The sequence below is a fragment of the Azonexus fungiphilus genome, assembly GCF_003634965.1.
Lineage (GTDB): Bacteria > Pseudomonadota > Gammaproteobacteria > Burkholderiales > Rhodocyclaceae > Azonexus > Azonexus fungiphilus.
In genome coordinates this window covers 390,368-406,932 of record NZ_RBXP01000013.1, presented here as the reverse complement: position 1 = coordinate 406,932, position 16,565 = coordinate 390,368, and the positions used below count along the sequence as shown (strand labels likewise).

Here is a 16,565-nt window from a genome sequence, read left to right as displayed (position 1 = left end):
CTACCCCGCTTTTTTCCCATTTTTCACGACCAGCACGTCCTGCATGATCAGGTATTGCAGGTCTGACCCGAAGAACATGTTCAACGCATCGGTGGGCGAGCAGATCATCGGTTCGCCGCGGCGGTTGAGCGAGGTGTTGAGCACGACGCCATTGCCGGTCAGCTTTTCCATCTGCTTCATCAGATCGTAGTAGCGCGGGTTGTATTCGCGCTTGAGCACCTGGGCGCGCGAGGTGCCGTCCTCGTGGACGACTTCCGGGACGCGCGTCTTCCATTCCTCGGCGACTTCGAAGGTGAAGGTCATGAACGGTGCCGGGTGGTCGCTGCCCAGCATCTGCGGGCCGACCGTGTCGAGCATGCTCGGGCAGAAGGGGCGCCAGCGTTCGCGGAACTTGATCTGTTCGTTGATCCGGTCGGCAACGCCGGGGGCGCTCGGACAGCCGAGGATGGAGCGCCCGCCGAGTGCGCGTGGGCCGAATTCCATGCGCCCCTGGAACCAGGCGACCGGATTGCCGTCGGCGAGAATCTGCGCGATGCGCTCGGGTACGGCGCTGTCGCCGTCGGTGATGACTTCGAACTGCGGTTTGGCCGGGTGGCGGGCGCAGGCGGCGATGACGTCCTCGTTGCTGTATTCCGGGCCGAGGTAGACGTGCTCCATCTTCTCGACCGGCACGCCACGCTCGACCGAGACGTAGGCGGCAGCGCCGATGGCTGTGCCGGCATCGCCGGAAGCCGGCTGGACGAACAGCTCCTTCAATTCCGGGCGGGCGATGATCTTCTGGTTGAGCTTGACGTTGAGCGCGCCGCCGCCGGCGAAGACCAGCTTGCCGGTTTCCTTGAGGATGTCGCCGAGGTAATGGTCCATCATCTGCAGCGCCAGGTCCTCGAACAGCTTCTGCATGCTCGCCGCGTAGTGGATGTAGGGGTCGTCGGCGATGTCGCCGTGGCGCATCGGGCCCAGCCACTCGATCAGCTTGGGCGAGAAGTAGTAGCCCTTGCCCTTTTCCTTGTAGCGGCGGAAACCGATCACGTTGGCGTAGTCGGTGTTGATGATCAGCTCGCCGTTCTCGAACCTGGCCAGGCGGGAGAAATCGTACTTGCTCGGGTCGCCGTAGGGGGCCATGCCCATCACCTTGTATTCGCCGTCGAGCATCTCGAAGCCGAGGTATTCGGTGATCGCGCCGTACAGGCCGCCGAGCGAATCCGGATCGTAGAACTCCTTGATCTTGCGGATCTTGCCGTTCTCGCCGACGCCGAAGAAAGTGGTGGCGTATTCGCCCTTGCCGTCGATGCCGAGGATCGCCGTTTTTTCGGTGAAGCCGGAGCAGTGGTAGGCGGAAGAGGCGTGCGTCAGGTGGTGTTCGACCGGGATGATTTCGGTCTTCGAAAGATCGAAACCGAGCTGCGCCAGGCACCATTCGATCCGCTTCTTGTAGCGCTTGAAGCGGCGGTTGCCGGTGAGCAGCGCGTCGAGCGCACGGTCGGGGGCGTACCAGTAGCGCTTGGCGTAATGCCAGCGCGCCTTGTCGGCGAGGCTGATCGGCGCGAAGGGAATGGCCACGGCGGTGACGTCCTTCGGCTTGATGCCGGCGAAATCCAGGCAGAAGCGGGCGGCTTCGTAGGGCATGCGGTTCTTGGCATGCTTGTCGCGGACGAAGCGCTCCTCTTCGGCGGCGGCGACGAGCTTGCCGTCGATGTAGAGGGCTGCCGAAGGATCGTGGGTGAGGGCGCCGGAAAGGCCGAGGATGGTCAGTGCCAAGGTATTCGTCTCTTCTCGAAAAAACGGCCGGAAAGGGCGTCGACCGTCAAAGACCGGAGTATACCCGGTCGGTGTCGCTTAGGTTGATCGGGCGTCCCGGTGGGCGGCGAGCAGGCGCTGCCAGTCGGCGGCATCCCAGAGCGTCTGGTGGCGCCGCAACTGGTCGAGGTCGTGGCGGGCGGCACGCCAGGGCAGGTAGGGGCGGCGCAGCTTCTCCAGGTCGATCAGGGCGATTTCCGCTTGCTCGCCCTGCCAGCGGAACATCACGTGCTTGTCGTAGAGGCAGCTATGCTGCAGCCCGGCGCCGTGCATGCGACCGATCGTCCGGCCGACGGCTTCGGCCAGCCGGCTGGTTGCGGCGGCTGACAGGTCGCGGGCGTCGGCGATGGCGATGAAGCCGACCAGCTCGCGCGTCACCAGCAGGCCGGCAAAGCCTTCCGGCGTCTTGCGGCTGCCGTGGAAGACCGGCTCGGGGACACGGATGCCGAGGGCGGCGAGGCGGCGGATGTTGGCGAATTCGCGGCTGGTCGTCGGTTGCCCGAAGGGGTGGGCCAGGCTGCGGTAGAGGTGGTTGTTCTGCTTCTTGACGAAATAGAGGGTTTCGCCGATGCGCGTCGTGACCATGCCGCTCCAGCCGGCGCGGCGGACATTGGGTTCTTCGATCCAGTTGCCGGGAGCGTTCCACCAGCCGTCGAAATCGGTGGGGGGCGTCTGCAGGGGCGTGCTTGATGACATGGGATGGACTCGCGCGGTTAGTATGGCCGGAGTTCGCCCGGCGGACGGGTCTTGAAGCGGCGATGGACCCAGTAGTACTGGCTGGGCATGTTGCGGATCTCGGCTTCGATCCAGGCGTTCATCCGCGCGGCGTCGGCGACCGGGTCGTCGCCGGGGAAGTCGGTCCAGGCTTCGCCGATCGTCAGCTCGTAGCCCTGAGCGCCCGGCAGCATGCGCGTGACGCAGGGCAGGACGCTGGCGCCGGCGGCGCGCGCCAGGCGTGGCAGGCCGGTGATCGTCGCCGTCGAGATGCCGAAAAAAGGCACGAAAACCGCGTCGCGCCGGCGCGGGTTGAGATCGGGCAGGTAGTAGAACGGGCGGCCGGCCTTCATCGCCTTGACCGTCGCCCGCACGCCGTCCTCGCGCGAGAGCAGCAACTGGTCGCCGAAACGGCTGCGGCCGCCGAGCAGGACCCGGTTGAAGACTGCATTGGTCTGCGTCGAGTAGATGCTGACGATGTCGAAGCGCATCGTCACCGCCACGCCGCCGGCGTCGAGGCCGAGGAAATGCGGGGCGAGAAGGATCACCGGGCGGCCGGCGGCACGTTCGGCGTCTATCCTTTCCGCGCCGACGACGCGAACCAGGCGCTCGATCCGGGCGCGACTGCCCCACCAGAGGATGCCGCGTTCGAGCATGCTGCGACCGAGCAGGCGGAAGTGGGTTTTGACGAGATGTTCACGGTCGACCGTCGAAAGTTCGGGAAAACAGAGGTCGATGTTGATCTTGGCAACCCGCCGCCGCTTGCGTCCGAAACGGTGGAGCGCCAGGCCGAGGGTTTCGCCGAGCGGCGCGAGCAGGCGCAGCGGCAGGAAATGCAGCAGCCAGAGCAGTGCGACGGCGAGCAGACTGAAAAGTCGGGTCAGCATGTCATGGGAATCTGCGCGGGGTTGGGAGCGGCTTCCCCGGCTGGGCGCCGGGGAAGCATTCGGCTGGTGGGACCGCAGGGGCTCGAACCCTGGACCAAAGGATTATGAGTCCTCTGCTCTAACCGACTGAGCTACGGTCCCGTGAACCTTAGTTGCCGGTCGGGTCGAGGAAGCTGCGCAGCTTGTCCGAGCGGCTCGGGTGGCGCAGCTTGCGCAGCGCCTTGGCCTCGATCTGGCGGATCCGTTCGCGGGTGACGTCGAACTGCTTGCCGACTTCTTCCAGCGTGTGGTCGGTGTTCATCTCGATGCCGAAGCGCATGCGCAGAACCTTGGCTTCGCGCGTCGTCAGGCTGTCCAGGATGTCCTTGGTGACGCCGCGCAGGCTGGAGAACATCGCCGCATCGGCCGGGGCCAGGGTGGTCTGGTCTTCGATGAAGTCGCCGAGGTGGGAGTCGTCGTCGTCGCCGATCGGGGTTTCCATGGAGATCGGCTCCTTGGAAATCTTCATGATCTTGCGGATCTTGTCCTCGGGCATGTCCATCTTCTTGGCCAGCGTCGCCGGATCCGGTTCGGCACCGGTTTCCTGAAGAATCTGGCGGGAGATGCGGTTCATCTTGTTGATCGTCTCGATCATGTGCACCGGGATGCGGATGGTCCGCGCCTGGTCGGCGATCGAGCGGGTGATCGCCTGGCGGATCCACCAGGTGGCGTAGGTCGAGAACTTGTAGCCGCGGCGGTATTCGAACTTGTCCACCGCCTTCATCAGGCCGATGTTGCCTTCCTGGATCAGGTCGAGGAACTGCAGGCCGCGGTTGGTGTACTTCTTGGCGATCGAGATGACCAGGCGCAGGTTGGCTTCGGTCATCTCGCGCTTGGCGCGACGGGCCTTGGCTTCGCCGGTGGACATCTGCTTGTTGATGTCCTTCAGCTCCTTCAGCGGGATGCCGATGCGTTCCTGCAGGGCGAGCAGCTTGCGCTGTTCTTCCTGGATGTCGGGCGCGCTGCGGGTCAGGATGGCGACGTAGGTCTTCGGCGCGGCGGCGATTTCGGCCTCGACCCAGTCGAGGTTGATTTCGTTGCCCGGGAAGGACTGGATGAAGTGCTGGCGCGGCATGCGCACGCGGTCGACGCAGATGTTCTGGATCTTGCGCTCGCAGCCGCGGACTTCCTCGACCATTGCGCGCACGTTGTCGCACAGGCGCTCGATGCAGCGCGAGGTGAAGCGGATGTTCATCAGCTCGTCGGACAGCTGCTGCTGCAGCTTGAGGTAGGCCTTGTCCTGCGAACCCTTGCTGCCGAGCGTCTTCTGCATCTTGGCGTAGATGCCGCGGATCGTCTTGAAGCGTTCCAGGCCTTCGGTCTTCAGTTGCAGCAGCGAAGCCGAGGCGGCGCCGCCACCGCCTTCGTCCTCGTCGTCCTCGTCGTCGCTGTCGACGGATTCTTCCTCGGCCGCGGCCATTTCCGGGGCCGGCTCTTCCTCGACGGCGTTCGGGTCGATCAGGCCGTCGATCAGCTCGTCAATGCGCATTTCGTCGGCTTCGACCTTGGTCGCCATCTCGAGGATGTCGGAGATCGTCGTCGGGCAGGCCGAGATGGCCTGGATCATGTGCTTCAGGCCTTCCTCGATACGCTTGGCGATTTCGATTTCGCCCTCGCGGGTGAGCAATTCGACCGAGCCCATTTCGCGCATGTACATGCGCACCGGGTCGGTGGTCCGGCCAAATTCGGAATCGACGGTGGACAACGCCTGTTCGGCCTGGGCTTCGACTTCCTCGTCGTCGGTCGCGGCGGCGGCGGTGTCGGACATCAGCAGGTCTTCGGCCGCCGGGGCTTCGTCGAAGACCTGGATGCTCATTTCGCTGAAGGTCGAGATGATCGCCTCGATCGACTCGGCATCGACGACGTCGTCGGGCAGGTGGTCGTTGATTTCGGCGTAGGTCAGGTAACCGCGTTCCTTGCCCAGCTTGATCAGCGCCTTCAGGCGCATCTTGCGCGCTTCGGCGTCGAGCGGTTGCGGGGTTTCTGCCATCGCGCCTTCGAGCAGCGCCTTTTCGGCAGCTTTATCCTTGGCCTTGCTGGTGCGAGCCTTGGTAGCTTCCTTAGCGGTGTCTTTTGCCTTAGCCATGAACACGATCCATGTAATTGGAGAAAACCGTAAATTTTACCACAACTTAGCTGCGATTTTCCCGGGCGGTTAGAAACTCGATGTAAGCCTGTTTTTCGGCGGCGGACAGGCCGGCGACGCCGAATTGCTGGGCTTTGGTCTGCAGTTCGGCGAACTGGCGCTTGCGGCCGCCCTCGTGCAGCTTGTCGAGGGTCGCGCGGAATTCCGCGTCGGCCTCGTCTTCGTCAAACGGCAGGCCGAGAAGTTCCGAGGCGGCGGCCTCGATGACCTGTTCCTCGGGCAGGCCGCGCAGTTGCTCGCGCAGCGTCGCATAACCCTGGCTGCCGTTGCTGGCCCGCACCAGTTGCTGCAGGCGCAGCAGGGCGGGTCGTTCGGGCGTGTCGGGGAGCAGTTCGGCGGGGAGTTCGGCGGCAAGCAGCGGCTTGTGCAGGACGATGCGCAGCAGGTTGCGGGTCAGCGACGGCGCGCTGCGCTTGGCCCGCGGTGGCGGTGCCGGCGTGTAAGACTTGAGTTCGCAGAGGCGCTCGACTTCCTGCTGGGCAAAGCCGCTGGCTTCGGCCAGGCGCTTGACCAGTTGCAGCCGGAGCAGCGGCGTCGGCAGCTTGAGCAGCAGCGGCTTGGCTTCGTAGATCAGCCTGGCCTTGCCTTCCGAACTGGTCAGGTCGCAGCGTTGCGCCAGTTCGCGTAGCAGGAAATCCGACAGCGGCATGGCCTGCGTCACCTGGCGGTCGAATTCGGCCTTGCCGTGTGCGCGGATGAAGCTGTCCGGGTCGTGCTCGGCGGGCAGGAAGACGAAACCGACCTGCTTGTTGTCGGCGAGCGCCTCGAGTGCATTTTCCAGGGCGCGCCAGGCGGCCTTGCGGCCGGCGTTGTCGCCGTCGAAGCAGAAGACGATGCGGTCGACCTGGCGCAGCAGCTTCTGTACGTGCGTCGGCGTGGTCGCCGTGCCGAGGGTGGCGACGGCGTTGCCGACGCCGTTCTGGGCCAGCGCGATGACGTCCATGTAGCCCTCGGTGACGATGGCGGTGTCGGTTTCGCGCATCGCCTGGCGGGCCTGCGGCAGGCCGAACAGTTCGCGGCCTTTCTCGAACAGCGGCGTTTCCGGCGAATTCAGGTATTTCGGTTCGCCCTGGTCGATGACGCGGCCACCGAAGGCGATGATGTCGCCCTTGGGGTTGACGATGGGAATCATCAGGCGGTCGCGGAAGCGGTCGTAGCGGCGCCCCGAGTCGTTGTCGATGACCAGGCCGGCGGCCTTGAGGTCGTCGCTGTCGTAATCGGGGAAGACGCTTTTCAGGCCGTTCCAGCCGTCGGGGGCGTAACCCATGCCGTAGCGGGCGGCGATTTCTCCGGTCAGCCCGCGTTTCTTGCAATATTCGATGGCTTTTTCGGAGCGGCGCAGCTGTTCCTTGTACCAGGCGGCGGCGCGGCTCATGATTTCGACCAGGTTGCGCGTCTGGCCGTGTTTTTCCGGCGAGAAGCCATCGCTCTCCGGGACCGTCATGCCGGTGCGCGAGGCCAGTTCGCGTACCGCGTCGACGAAGCCGATGCCCTGGTATTCCATGACGAAACCGATCGCCGTGCCGTGGGCGCCGCAGCCGAAGCAGTGGTAGAACTGCTTGGTCGGGCTGACCGTGAACGACGGGGTCTTCTCGTTGTGGAAGGGGCAGCAGGCGGCGTAGTTGGCGCCGGCCTTCTTCAGCGGGACGTAACTATCGACCAGGTCGACGATGTCGACCCGGGCGAGCAGATCCTGGATGAAGCTTTCCGGGATCACCGCAGGTTCAGCCGGCGAGTGCCGCCTTGACCTGTTGCGAGACCTTGGCCATGTCGGCCTTGCCGGCCAGGCGCGGCTTCAGTGCGGCCATCAGCTTGCCCATGTCGGCAGCGCCGCTGGCGCCGGTTTCGGCGATCGCGGCGGCCACTGCGGCGGCGATCTCGGCGCTGCTCATCTTTTCCGGCAGGTAGGCGGCGAGGACGGCGATTTCGGCCTGCTCGACGTCAGCCAGGTCCTGGCGGTTGGCGGCCTGGTACTGGGCGACGCTGTCCTTGCGCTGCTTGACCAGTTTCTCGATGACGGCGACGGTGGCTGCGTCGTCGAGTTCGATCCGCTCATCGACTTCCTTCTGCTTGATCGCGGCGATCAGCAGGCGGACGGTGGCGAGGCGGGCGCTGTCCTTGGCCTTCATGGCCGTTTTCATGTCTTCGGTGATGCGTGCTTTCAGGCTCATGGCTTGCTTGGTCGGATTCCGGCGGTGAAAAAGACAAAACCGCCAGCTTTTGAGGGCGGGCGGCTCTGTGTTTGCTGCATCGGCTGTACTGGATCAGTACAGTTTCGGCGGCAGGGTCAGGCTGCGAAGACGCTTGTTCTGACGCTTGACGGCGGCGGCAGCCTTGCGCTTGCGCTCGGCCGTGGGCTTCTCGTAGAACTCACGGGCGCGCAGCTCGGTCAGGAGACCCGTCTTTTCGACCGTGCGCTTGAAGCGGCGAATGGCCACCTCGAACGGCTCGTTTTCCTTGACACGAATGCTCGGCATAAAAATCACCCCCTTCCGTTAGGCGCCTGCCAGGTCAAGTAAACGGCAGTGCGCGCAAAATTTGTTTCCGCGATTTGCGGAGAGCCGTAGATTCTATGCGAGAAAAGCTTTGTCGATCAAGTGTTAAAATGCGCGTCCCATGCTGATCCTCGGTATCGAATCCTCCTGCGACGAAACCGGCATCGCGCTCTACGACAGCGCAGCCGGCCTTCTTGCCCACGCCCTGCACTCGCAGGTCGCGATGCACGCCGAATACGGCGGCGTCGTTCCCGAACTGGCGTCGCGCGACCATGTCCGCCGCGTCGTGCCATTGTTACGGTCGACCCTCGAAAATGCCGGAAAATCATTGGCCGACATCGACGCCATCGCTTACACCCGCGGCCCCGGCCTGTCCGGCGCATTGCTCGTCGGCTGTGCCTTTGCCGAGGCGCTGGCGCTGGCGCTCGACAAGCCGACGGTGCCGGTGCATCACCTCGAGGGGCATCTGCTGTCGCCGCTGCTCTCCAGCGATCCGCCGGTCTTCCCGTTCGTCGCGCTGCTCGTCTCGGGCGGCCACACGCAACTGATGAAGGTCAGCGGCGTCGGCGCCTACGAACTGCTCGGCGAAACCCTCGACGATGCCGCCGGCGAGGCCTTCGACAAGAGCGCCAAGCTGCTCGGCCTGCCTTATCCCGGCGGAGCCCTGCTGTCGCGCCTGGCCGAGCAGGGCGACCCGGCCAGATACACCTTGCCGCGGCCGATGCTGCACTCCGGCGATCTCGATTTCAGCTTCTCCGGCCTGAAGACGGCGGTGCTGACGCTGGTCCGCGAACACCAGGACGATCCCGACGCGCAGTTCAGGGCCGACGCGGCGCGCGCCTTCCAGGAGGCGATCGTCGAGGTGCTGGTCAAGAAGTCGTTGAAGGCCCTCAAGCAGACCGGTCTGCAGCGCCTGGTCGTGGCCGGCGGCGTCGGCGCCAACCGGCAACTGCGCGCCAGCCTCGACGCCGAGGCCCGGCGCCGGCGCTTCCGCGTGCATTATCCGGAGCTCGAATACTGCACCGACAACGGCGCCATGATCGCGCTTGCCGGTTGCCTGCGCCTGCAGGCCGGGACGCCGGCCAAGCCGGCCGGGGCCTTCGCCGTGCAGCCGCGCTGGCCGCTGATGCAGCTGGCCGACGGAGCGGCGGCATGCTGATCAACTGCGTCGCCTACGAGAACGGCCAGCGCCTGAGCGAGCTGCCGGTCGAGCAGATCAGCGACTACCTGGCGCGGCCGGGCTGCTTCGTCTGGGTGGCGCTGCGCGACGCGACGCCGGCGGAGCTCGACCAGATGCAGGAGGAGTTCGGCCTGCACGAACTGGCCGTCGAGGATGCCCGGCACGGCCACCAGCGGCCGAAGATCGAGGAGTACGGCGATTCGGTGTTCACCGTGATGCACCTGGTCGAGCCGCTGGGTGACGATTACAACCTCGGCGAACTCAATGTCTTCGTCGGCGGCAACTACGTGCTTTCGGTGCGCAACCGCAGCCAGCAGAATTTCCTCGGCGTGCGCGCCCGCTGCGAGCGCGAGCCGCACCTGCTCAGCCATGGTCCGGCCTTCGTCTTCTACGCGCTGATGGATGCCGTCGTCGACCGCTATTTCCCGGTCGTAGACCAGCTCGAGTCCGAGCTCGAGGCGATCGAGGAGAAGATCTTCGTCGAGGGCGCCGCGCGCAACAACATCCAGCGCCTCTACGGGCTCAAGCGCAAGGTGATGCAGCTCAAGCACGTGGTCGCGCCGCTGATCGAGGTCGCCGGCAAGCTTTCCGGCGGCCGGGGGCCGGCTGGCTGTGCCAGCAGCCGCGATTATTTCCGCGATGTCTACGATCACCTGATGCGGCTCGACGCCTCGATCGACACCATCCGCGAAACGATCGGCACGGCGATCCAGGTCAACCTGTCGATGGTCGCCATCAGCGACAGCGAGGTGAGCAAGCGGCTCGCCGCCTGGGCCGGGATTTTCGCCGTGGCCACGGCGTTCGCCGGGATCTGGGGGATGAACTTCGAGTTCATGCCCGAACTCGGCTGGAAGTACGGTTATCCGGCCGCGCTGCTGGCGATCGCGGCGACCTGCCTGATCCTCTATCGGCGCTTCAGGCGGGCCGGCTGGCTGTAGCCGGCGGCGCTGCGAAAATCGGCCAAAGTTTGCGGTCGACCGTCGAATTTGCCCGTTTTTGCTTGCGCTTCGGGCAATTCTTGCAACGCGGCCGGCTCTCGCAGCAACGCTTCCTGCCCATCGCGGCGGGGCTCAGTAGTTGACCGGCAGGCCGGCGAGAATCTCGGCGTAGCTGTCCCAGCTCAGTTCTTCGTCGATCAGGCGGTGAATCAGTCGGGCAATCATGGCGTGCTCCTCGGGCTGTTGGAGTCACCAGTCTAGGCAGCAGGCGTTGATCAATCCAATCGATTGTCGGCATCCGGGCGATTGCCGGATGCTATCGGTTTCAAGCCTTCTTCTTGCTGCCGATCTTGCTTTCCTGGCCGGCCATCAGGCGCTGCAGGTTCTGCCAGTGCTTGGCGACGAGCGCCAGCGCGAGCACCAGCACGACCGCGAACTGGCCCTCGGCGCCGTGCATCAGCGCGAAGTAGAGGGGCGCGGCGGCGGCGGCGATGATCGCCGCCAGCGACGAATAGCGCGACACGTAGGCAACCAGCAGCCAGGTGCCGAGCACCATCAGGCCAAGCAGCGGATCGAGGGCGAGCAGCACGCCGGCGGCGGTGGCGACGCCCTTGCCGCCCTTGAACTTGAGGAAGATCGGGAACAGGTGGCCGAAGAACACGGCCAGCGCGACCAGGCCGATGCCGAGGTCGGAGAGCCCGGCCTGCTGTGCGGCGAAGACCGCCAGCCAGCCCTTGAGGGCATCGCCGATCAGCGTGAACAGCGCCGCCTTCTTGTTGCCGCTGCGCAGCACGTTGGTCGCGCCGGGGTTGCCGGAACCGTAGGTGCGCGGGTCGGCGAGGCCGAACAGCTTGGACGAAATCATCGCGAAAGGCACGGAGCCGAGCAGGTAGGCGGCAAGGATGGCGAGCAGGTTGTGCATGGGTATCGGCAGTCTCGGGGGTACAATCGCGGCGAATTTTACACCCCGGGTCACGGTCGACCGTCACATGGACATCATTTTCATCGAAGAACTGCGCGCGCAAACGTGGATCGGCATCTATCCGCGCGAGAAGGCCGTGCCGCAGACGGTCGAGATCACGCTGCAGATCGGCGTGTCCACGGCCTCGGCCGGGGCCAGCGACGACATCCGCGATACCGTGGACTACGCCGTCGTCGTCGAGCGTCTGCGCAAGGACCTCGCCGCCAGCCATTTCAACCTGCTCGAGAAGCTGACCGAGCACATCGCCACCTGGCTGCTGGAAAACTTCGCCGCGCAGTGGGTCCGCGTCTCGGTCGCCAAGTTGGGCATGATGCCCGGCGTCAAGCGCGTCGGCGTGGTCATCGAGCGCTCGGTCTAAAGCCCCACCGCCAGCGTCGTCATCACCGCGAAACCGGCGAGCAGGCCGGCGGTGCCGGCGGCTTCGCGCCCCGGGCGGTGCGAGGCCGGAATCAGCTCGTGGCTGACCACCCACAACATCGCCCCGGCCGCCGCGGCGAGCGCCAGCGGCAGCGCGGCGCCGGCGACGCTGCTGGCGATCACCCCGAACAGCCCGCCGACCGGCTCGACCAGGCCGGTGGCCAGGGCCATCAAGGCAGCGCGCAGCGGGCCGGCGCCGAGCGCAAGCATGGCGCTGGCGACGATCCAGCCTTCGGGGATGTTCTGGATGGCGATCCCGACGGTCATCCCGTGGTCTACACCGGCCGCTGCCGAAACGCCGACGGCGAGGCCTTCCGGCACGTTGTGCAGGGCGATGGCGGCGACCACCAGGCCGAGTTGCGGCAGGGTCTGGCCGCCGGCCTCGATCGTTTCGACGTGATGGTGGGCGGTGCGCTGGTCCATCCAGTGCATCATCGCCGCGCCGGCGAGCAGGGCCAGCGCGGTGGCGACACCGAGGCCGAGCGGTGCACCGCTGGCGGCGACCGTCTGCACGGCCGGGACGAGCAGCGAGAACAGGCTGGCGGCCAGCATCATGCCGCCGGCCAGGCCGAGCATCGGTGCCATCAGGCGTTCTTGCGGTCGCCGCAGGAAAAGCACCGGAATGGCGCCGAGGCCGGTGGCGAGGCCGGCCAGCAGGCTGGCCTGGAGGCCGGTCAGGGCCATCGGGTGGTCGGCGAACCAGTGCATCGCCTGCTCGATGCCGAAGACCAGGGCGACGACGGCCATCGCGATGCCGGTCCACAGGTGCTTGCGGGCGGCGGGACGGGCGTAGTGGCGGGCAACGATCTGGGTCATGGCTTTCTCCTCGTGATGGAGGAACTTTAGGCCGTGACTTTTGATTGATCCAATCGATTGGCTAAATTCTGACGATAGTCTGTGTCAATTTGGCAGGGCGGCGTCGACCGCTTTCGCCTTGAGCACGCTGGCGAGAATGGCCGGATCGATGCCGACCAGGAAGCCGCGCTTGCCGCCGTTGATGTAGATCAGCGGCAATTCGAGGATGCTGCGCTCGACGAACACCGGCATTGCTTTTTTCGTGCCGAACGGGCTGGTGCCGCCGACCAGGAAACCGGTGTGGCGGTTGGCGACTTCCGGCTTGCACGGTTCGACCTTCTTGCACGGAATCTGCCGTGCCAGCTCCTTGGTCGATACCTTGCAGTCGCCGTGCATCAGCACGATCAGCGGCTTGGCGTTCTCGTCCTCGAAGATCAGCGTCTTGACCACGCAATGTTCGTCGACGCCGAGCTCGCGCGCCGAGACGCGGGTGCCGCCGTGCTCCTCGTAAGCGTAGAGATGCGGCGTGAACGCGACCTTGTTCGCTTTCAGGAACTTGGTGGCCGGGGTTTCGGGGGCGTGTTCGGTCTTGCTCATCGGGGCTCGGGAGGCGGCTGGGAAGCGGCGATTCTAGCGCGCCGGCGGCCTTTACATGCTTTTACCCGGCTGCCCCGCAAGTTGCTGCGGGTGGCGGCCGTAATCAAGGTCAGGCTAATCATCAACATTCCAGGGAGAACAGCATGACATCGAGCATCGGCAACATCGGCGGCGGCAGCGTCATCGCCGGCAACGCCGGCGGCGCTTCGGCAAAGGGCATTGACGGCCAGATCGCCGCCTTGCAGGAGAAAATGAGTGCGTTGCAGAAAGACCTGAGCGCGCTGCTCAAGGAAGAGACGACCGAGGAAACCGAGGAGCAGGCCGAACTGCTGCAGGCACAGATCGCCGCCCTGCAGGCCCAGATTGCCGCACTGGAGGCGCAGAAGGCGCAGGAAGCGGCGCAGGCGCAGCAGAAGCAGCAGACCCCGGCGGCAACGGCGGCACCGGCGCTGGCCAGCGAGGGACCGCTGGGAACGCAGGTCGACGAGTACGTCTGAGCCGCCTCAGCCGCGCGGGTGGTGTACCGCGTGCAGGGTTTTCAGGCGCTCGCGGGCGACGTGGGTGTAGATCTGCGTCGTCGAGATGTCGGCGTGGCCGAGCAGCAACTGGACGACACGCAGGTCGGCGCCGTGGTTGAGCAGGTGGGTGGCGAAGGCGTGGCGCAGCACGTGCGGCGACAGCTTGGCCGGGTCGATGCCGGCCACCAGCGCGTAGCGCTTGACCAGGTGCCAGAAGGCGTGGCGGGTCATGGCGCCGCCGCGGGCGGTGACGAACAGCGCGTCGCTGACCTGGCCGTCCAGGATGGCCGGGCGTGTCGTCTGCAGGTAGTCGGCGATCCAGTCGATCGCCTGTTCGCCGAGCGGCACCAGCCTTTCCTTGCTGCCCTTGCCGAAGGCACGCAGGACGCCGTCGATCAGGCTGACTTCGTGCACCTTCAGGTTGACCAGTTCGGAGACGCGCAGCCCGGTGGCGTACAAGGTTTCGAGCATGGCCCGGTCGCGCCGGCCGAGCGGCGTGTCGAGGTCGGGGGCGGCGAGCAGGTCGGCGACCTGCTGTTCCGACATCACTTTCGGCAGGCGCGACGGCAGGCTGGGATTGACCAGCTTCAGCGTCGGATCGGCGACGATGCGGCCGCGCCCGACCTGCCAGCGGAAAAAACGGCGCAGCGTGGACAGGTAGCGTGCCTGCGAACTGGCGCGCGTGCTGCGCGAGAGGTGGGCGACGAAGGCGGCCAGCGTCGTTTCGCGCAGGTCGAGCAGCGCTTCGTGGCCGTGTTCGGCGAGCCAGGCGGCGAGCCGGCCGAGGTCGGAGCGGTAGCTGTCGAGCGTCGCCTTGGCCAGTCCGTCTTCCAGCCAGAGCGCGTCGCAGAACTGGTCGATCTCGCCGAGGTCAGTCGGCCGGGCGGGCAAGTTCGGCGTGTTCATGCAGCAGCAGCCAGCGCTTGATCTCGAGCAGGAAGCCGCCGCGCTCGCGGGCGAAACCGCCGAGGCCACCGTGGCTGGCGACGACGCGGTGGCAGGGGACGACCAGCGGATAGGGGTTGGCACCGCAGGCCTGGCCGACGGCGCGCGGGGCATTTTTGAGGTTTTTGGCCAGTTGACCGTAAGTGTGCGTCTGGCCGCTCGGAATCGCCGAGATCCGGGCCCAGACGCGGCGCTGGAAGGCGGTGCCGGCCGCCTGCAGCGGCAGGCTGAAGACGAAGCCGGGATCGGCCAGGTAGGCTTCGAGCTGGCGCATCGCCTCGGCCGCCAGCGGCGTCGTCGGCGGCTGCTCGGGGCGGGGTTCGAGGAAATCGATGGCGGTGATTTCGTCGTCGTTGCAGCGGATGCCGAGCGCGAAGCCGGGCGCGGCGACAACGGCGTGGTAGGCGGTGGCAGGCATCGGCGGCTCCGGTCGGCTGACGAAAACGATGCTTATACCGTGCCCGGCGCGGCCGGTCAAAAGCCGGGATTGCCGCAGTGGCGATCCGGGGGCAGGCAGCGGCTGCTTTTTGGGGGATAATTGCCGGCTTCACCGAAAAACCCCCGATCCTTGCCGGAGAAACAGCATGCAAAAACGTATTTCGACCCTCGCCGCCGCGCTCCTCGCCAGCGCCCTGCTCGTCGCCTGCGGCAAGCAGGAAGCCCCGCAGGCCCAGAATGCCGCACCGGCCCCGGCTGCCAGGATCGTCGTCGGCCTCGACGACAACTTCCCGCCGATGGGTTTCCGCGACGAAAAGAACGAACTGGTCGGTTTCGACATCGATCTCGCCCGTGAAGCCGCCAAGCGCCTCGGCGTCGAAGTCGAGTTCAAGCCGATCGACTGGAACGCCAAGGAAGCCGAACTCGGCGGCAAGCGCGTCGACGTGCTGTGGAACGGCCTGACCATCACCGAAAAGCGCAAGGAGCAGATCGCCTTCACCGCGCCCTACCTGGAAAACCACCAGATCGTCGTCGTCGCCGCCAATTCGCCGGTCAAGGCCAAGGCCGACCTGGCCGGCAAGGTGGTCGGCGTCCAGGAAGGCAGCAGCGCCGTCGAAGCCATCGAGAAGGATGCCGTCGCCAAGTCGTTCAAGGAACTGAAGAAGTTCGGCGACAACGTCGCCGCGCTGATGGACCTGACCACCGGCCGCCTCGACGCCGTCGTCCTCGACGAGATCGTCGGCCGTTACTACGTGGCCAAGAAGCCGGGCGACTACCTGATCCTCGACGACAACTTCGGCACCGAGGAATACGGCGTCGGCGTGCGCAAGGACGACGCCGAGCTGCTCGCCAAGCTGCAGCAGGCAATGGACGAGATGAAGAAGGACGGCGCCGCCGCCCGTATCTCGACGCAATGGTTCGGCAAGGACATCGTCAAGTAAGCTTCGCCCGCTCGCCACGACGGGCCGGTTTGCCGGCCCGTGCTTTTTTACTCCCATGGCGCCCGCCTGACGGGCTGACAACATGGACTACCTGATCCAGATTATCGGCCCGCTGCTCGATGGCACCGCGGTGACCCTGCAGGTCTTCCTGCTCACCCTGGTCCTCGCCGTGCCGCTCGGGCTGGCGCTGGCCCTGGTCCGCGTCTCGCATTTCCGCACCGCCGCCAGCCTGGTTGGCGGCTACATCTGGCTGATGCGCGGCACGCCGCTGATGCTGCAGATGCTGTTCATCTACTTCGCGCTGCCCTTCGTGCCGGTGATCGGCATCCGCCTGCCCGATTTCCCGGCGGCGATCGTCGCCTTCACGCTGAACTACGCGGCCTACTTCGCCGAGATCTTCCGTTCCGGCATCCAGTCGGTCGGCCGCGGCCAGTACGAGGCGGCGCGCGTGCTCGGCATGAGCTACGGCCAGACGATGCGGCGCATCATCCTGCCGCAGGTGGTCAAGCGCATCCTGCCGCCGATGAGCAACGAGACCATCACCCTGGTCAAGGACACTTCGCTGATCTACGTGCTGGCCATGAACGACCTGCTGCGCGCGGCGCGTGGCATCGTCCAGCGCGATTTCACGACCATGCCCTTCGTCGTCGCCGCCGCCTTCTACCTGATCATGACCCTGGTCCTGACCTGGGGCTTCATGCGCCTGGAAAAACGCTATGCCGTCTATGAAGACTGA

General features: G+C 65.8%; 18 protein-coding genes and 1 tRNA gene. 6 read left to right on the top strand and 13 right to left on the bottom strand.

Annotated elements, in window-relative coordinates:
• The 8 genes from DFR40_RS07455 to rpsU form a co-directional block, all read right to left on the bottom strand.
• Positions 1–1,758, bottom strand: coding sequence for a carbamoyltransferase family protein (locus DFR40_RS07455; protein WP_121457848.1), 1,758 nt, complete (start codon positions 1,756–1,758; stop codon positions 1–3).
• Between the two features lie 78 nt (positions 1,759–1,836).
• Positions 1,837–2,493 (bottom strand): lipopolysaccharide kinase InaA family protein, encoded by a 657-nt coding sequence (locus tag DFR40_RS07450; protein WP_121457847.1) that lies wholly within the window; start codon positions 2,491–2,493, stop codon positions 1,837–1,839.
• Between the two features lie 17 nt (positions 2,494–2,510).
• The gene (locus DFR40_RS07445; protein WP_121457846.1) at positions 2,511–3,398 is read right to left on the bottom strand and encodes a lysophospholipid acyltransferase family protein; all 888 of its coding nucleotides are present in this window, start codon (positions 3,396–3,398) and stop codon (positions 2,511–2,513) included.
• Between the two features lie 64 nt (positions 3,399–3,462).
• Positions 3,463–3,539: transfer RNA gene (locus DFR40_RS07440), tRNA-Ile, on the bottom strand.
• A gap of 7 nt (positions 3,540–3,546) precedes the next feature.
• The gene (rpoD, locus tag DFR40_RS07435) at positions 3,547–5,523 is read right to left on the bottom strand and encodes an RNA polymerase sigma factor RpoD (RefSeq protein WP_217350418.1); all 1,977 of its coding nucleotides are present in this window, start codon (positions 5,521–5,523) and stop codon (positions 3,547–3,549) included.
• A 46-nt stretch (positions 5,524–5,569) separates the two neighbouring features.
• Positions 5,570–7,300, bottom strand: coding sequence for a DNA primase (dnaG, locus tag DFR40_RS07430; RefSeq protein ID WP_121457844.1), 1,731 nt, complete (start codon positions 7,298–7,300; stop codon positions 5,570–5,572).
• Positions 7,301–7,307: 7 nt separating this feature from the next.
• Positions 7,308–7,754 (bottom strand): GatB/YqeY domain-containing protein, encoded by a 447-nt coding sequence (locus DFR40_RS07425; RefSeq protein ID WP_121457843.1) that lies wholly within the window; start codon positions 7,752–7,754, stop codon positions 7,308–7,310.
• 93 nt (positions 7,755–7,847) lie between these two features.
• Entirely contained in the window at positions 7,848–8,060 is a 213-nt protein-coding gene (gene rpsU / locus DFR40_RS07420; protein ID WP_121457842.1) for a 30S ribosomal protein S21, read from the bottom strand.
• Positions 8,061–8,199: 139 nt separating this feature from the next.
• On the opposite strand from rpsU, the gene tsaD reads away from it, so the two are divergent.
• Positions 8,200–9,237, top strand: a complete 1,038-nt coding sequence (gene tsaD / locus DFR40_RS07415) for a tRNA (adenosine(37)-N6)-threonylcarbamoyltransferase complex transferase subunit TsaD (RefSeq protein WP_121457841.1) — start codon at positions 8,200–8,202, stop codon at positions 9,235–9,237.
• Complete coding sequence (locus DFR40_RS07410; RefSeq protein ID WP_121457840.1) at positions 9,231–10,196, top strand: magnesium and cobalt transport protein CorA; 966 nt, start codon at positions 9,231–9,233, stop codon at positions 10,194–10,196. Before tsaD ends, DFR40_RS07410 begins: the two co-directional genes overlap by 7 nt.
• A 325-nt stretch (positions 10,197–10,521) precedes the next feature.
• On the opposite strand, the gene plsY is transcribed toward DFR40_RS07410, so the two are convergent.
• Positions 10,522–11,118 carry a glycerol-3-phosphate 1-O-acyltransferase PlsY gene (gene plsY / locus DFR40_RS07405; RefSeq protein WP_121457839.1) on the bottom strand — a complete coding sequence of 199 codons (597 nt, stop codon included), beginning with the start codon at positions 11,116–11,118 and terminating at the stop codon, positions 10,522–10,524.
• Between the two features lie 67 nt (positions 11,119–11,185).
• Here plsY and DFR40_RS07400 point away from each other — a divergent pair, with 67 nt between their 5' ends.
• On the top strand, positions 11,186–11,536 hold the full coding sequence (locus DFR40_RS07400; protein ID WP_121457838.1) for a dihydroneopterin aldolase: 351 nt from the start codon (positions 11,186–11,188) through the stop codon (positions 11,534–11,536).
• Here the strand turns inward: DFR40_RS07400 and DFR40_RS07395 are convergent.
• Together DFR40_RS07395 and DFR40_RS07390 are read right to left on the bottom strand one after the other, a co-directional pair.
• Positions 11,533–12,411: a ZIP family metal transporter gene (locus DFR40_RS07395; protein ID WP_211329746.1), complete on the bottom strand. Its 879-nt coding sequence runs from the start codon at positions 12,409–12,411 to the stop codon at positions 11,533–11,535. The two genes, DFR40_RS07400 and DFR40_RS07395, sit on opposite strands and share 4 nt — an antisense overlap.
• Positions 12,412–12,495: 84 nt before the next feature.
• On the bottom strand, positions 12,496–12,987 hold the full coding sequence (locus DFR40_RS07390) for an aminoacyl-tRNA deacylase (protein ID WP_121457837.1): 492 nt from the start codon (positions 12,985–12,987) through the stop codon (positions 12,496–12,498).
• Positions 12,988–13,130: 143 nt separating this feature from the next.
• Between DFR40_RS07390 and DFR40_RS07385 the strand changes: the two genes are divergently transcribed.
• On the top strand, positions 13,131–13,484 hold the full coding sequence (locus DFR40_RS07385) for a FlxA-like family protein (RefSeq protein WP_121457836.1): 354 nt from the start codon (positions 13,131–13,133) through the stop codon (positions 13,482–13,484).
• A 6-nt stretch (positions 13,485–13,490) separates the two neighbouring features.
• Here the strand turns inward: DFR40_RS07385 and xerD are convergent, their stop codons facing one another.
• The gene (xerD, locus tag DFR40_RS07380) at positions 13,491–14,411 is read right to left on the bottom strand and encodes a site-specific tyrosine recombinase XerD (RefSeq protein WP_121457835.1); all 921 of its coding nucleotides are present in this window, start codon (positions 14,409–14,411) and stop codon (positions 13,491–13,493) included.
• Positions 14,377–14,868, bottom strand: coding sequence for a methylated-DNA--[protein]-cysteine S-methyltransferase (locus DFR40_RS07375; protein ID WP_121457834.1), 492 nt, complete (start codon positions 14,866–14,868; stop codon positions 14,377–14,379). The genes xerD and DFR40_RS07375 overlap by 35 nt, the downstream gene beginning before the upstream one ends.
• Positions 14,869–15,034: 166 nt before the next feature.
• Between DFR40_RS07375 and DFR40_RS07370 the strand changes: the two genes are divergently transcribed.
• Both DFR40_RS07370 and DFR40_RS07365 read left to right on the top strand, forming a co-directional pair.
• Positions 15,035–15,829: an amino acid ABC transporter substrate-binding protein gene (locus DFR40_RS07370; protein ID WP_121457833.1), complete on the top strand. Its 795-nt coding sequence runs from the start codon at positions 15,035–15,037 to the stop codon at positions 15,827–15,829.
• An 82-nt stretch (positions 15,830–15,911) separates the two neighbouring features.
• Positions 15,912–16,565 carry an amino acid ABC transporter permease gene (locus tag DFR40_RS07365; protein ID WP_121457832.1) on the top strand — a complete coding sequence of 218 codons (654 nt, stop codon included), beginning with the start codon at positions 15,912–15,914 and terminating at the stop codon, positions 16,563–16,565.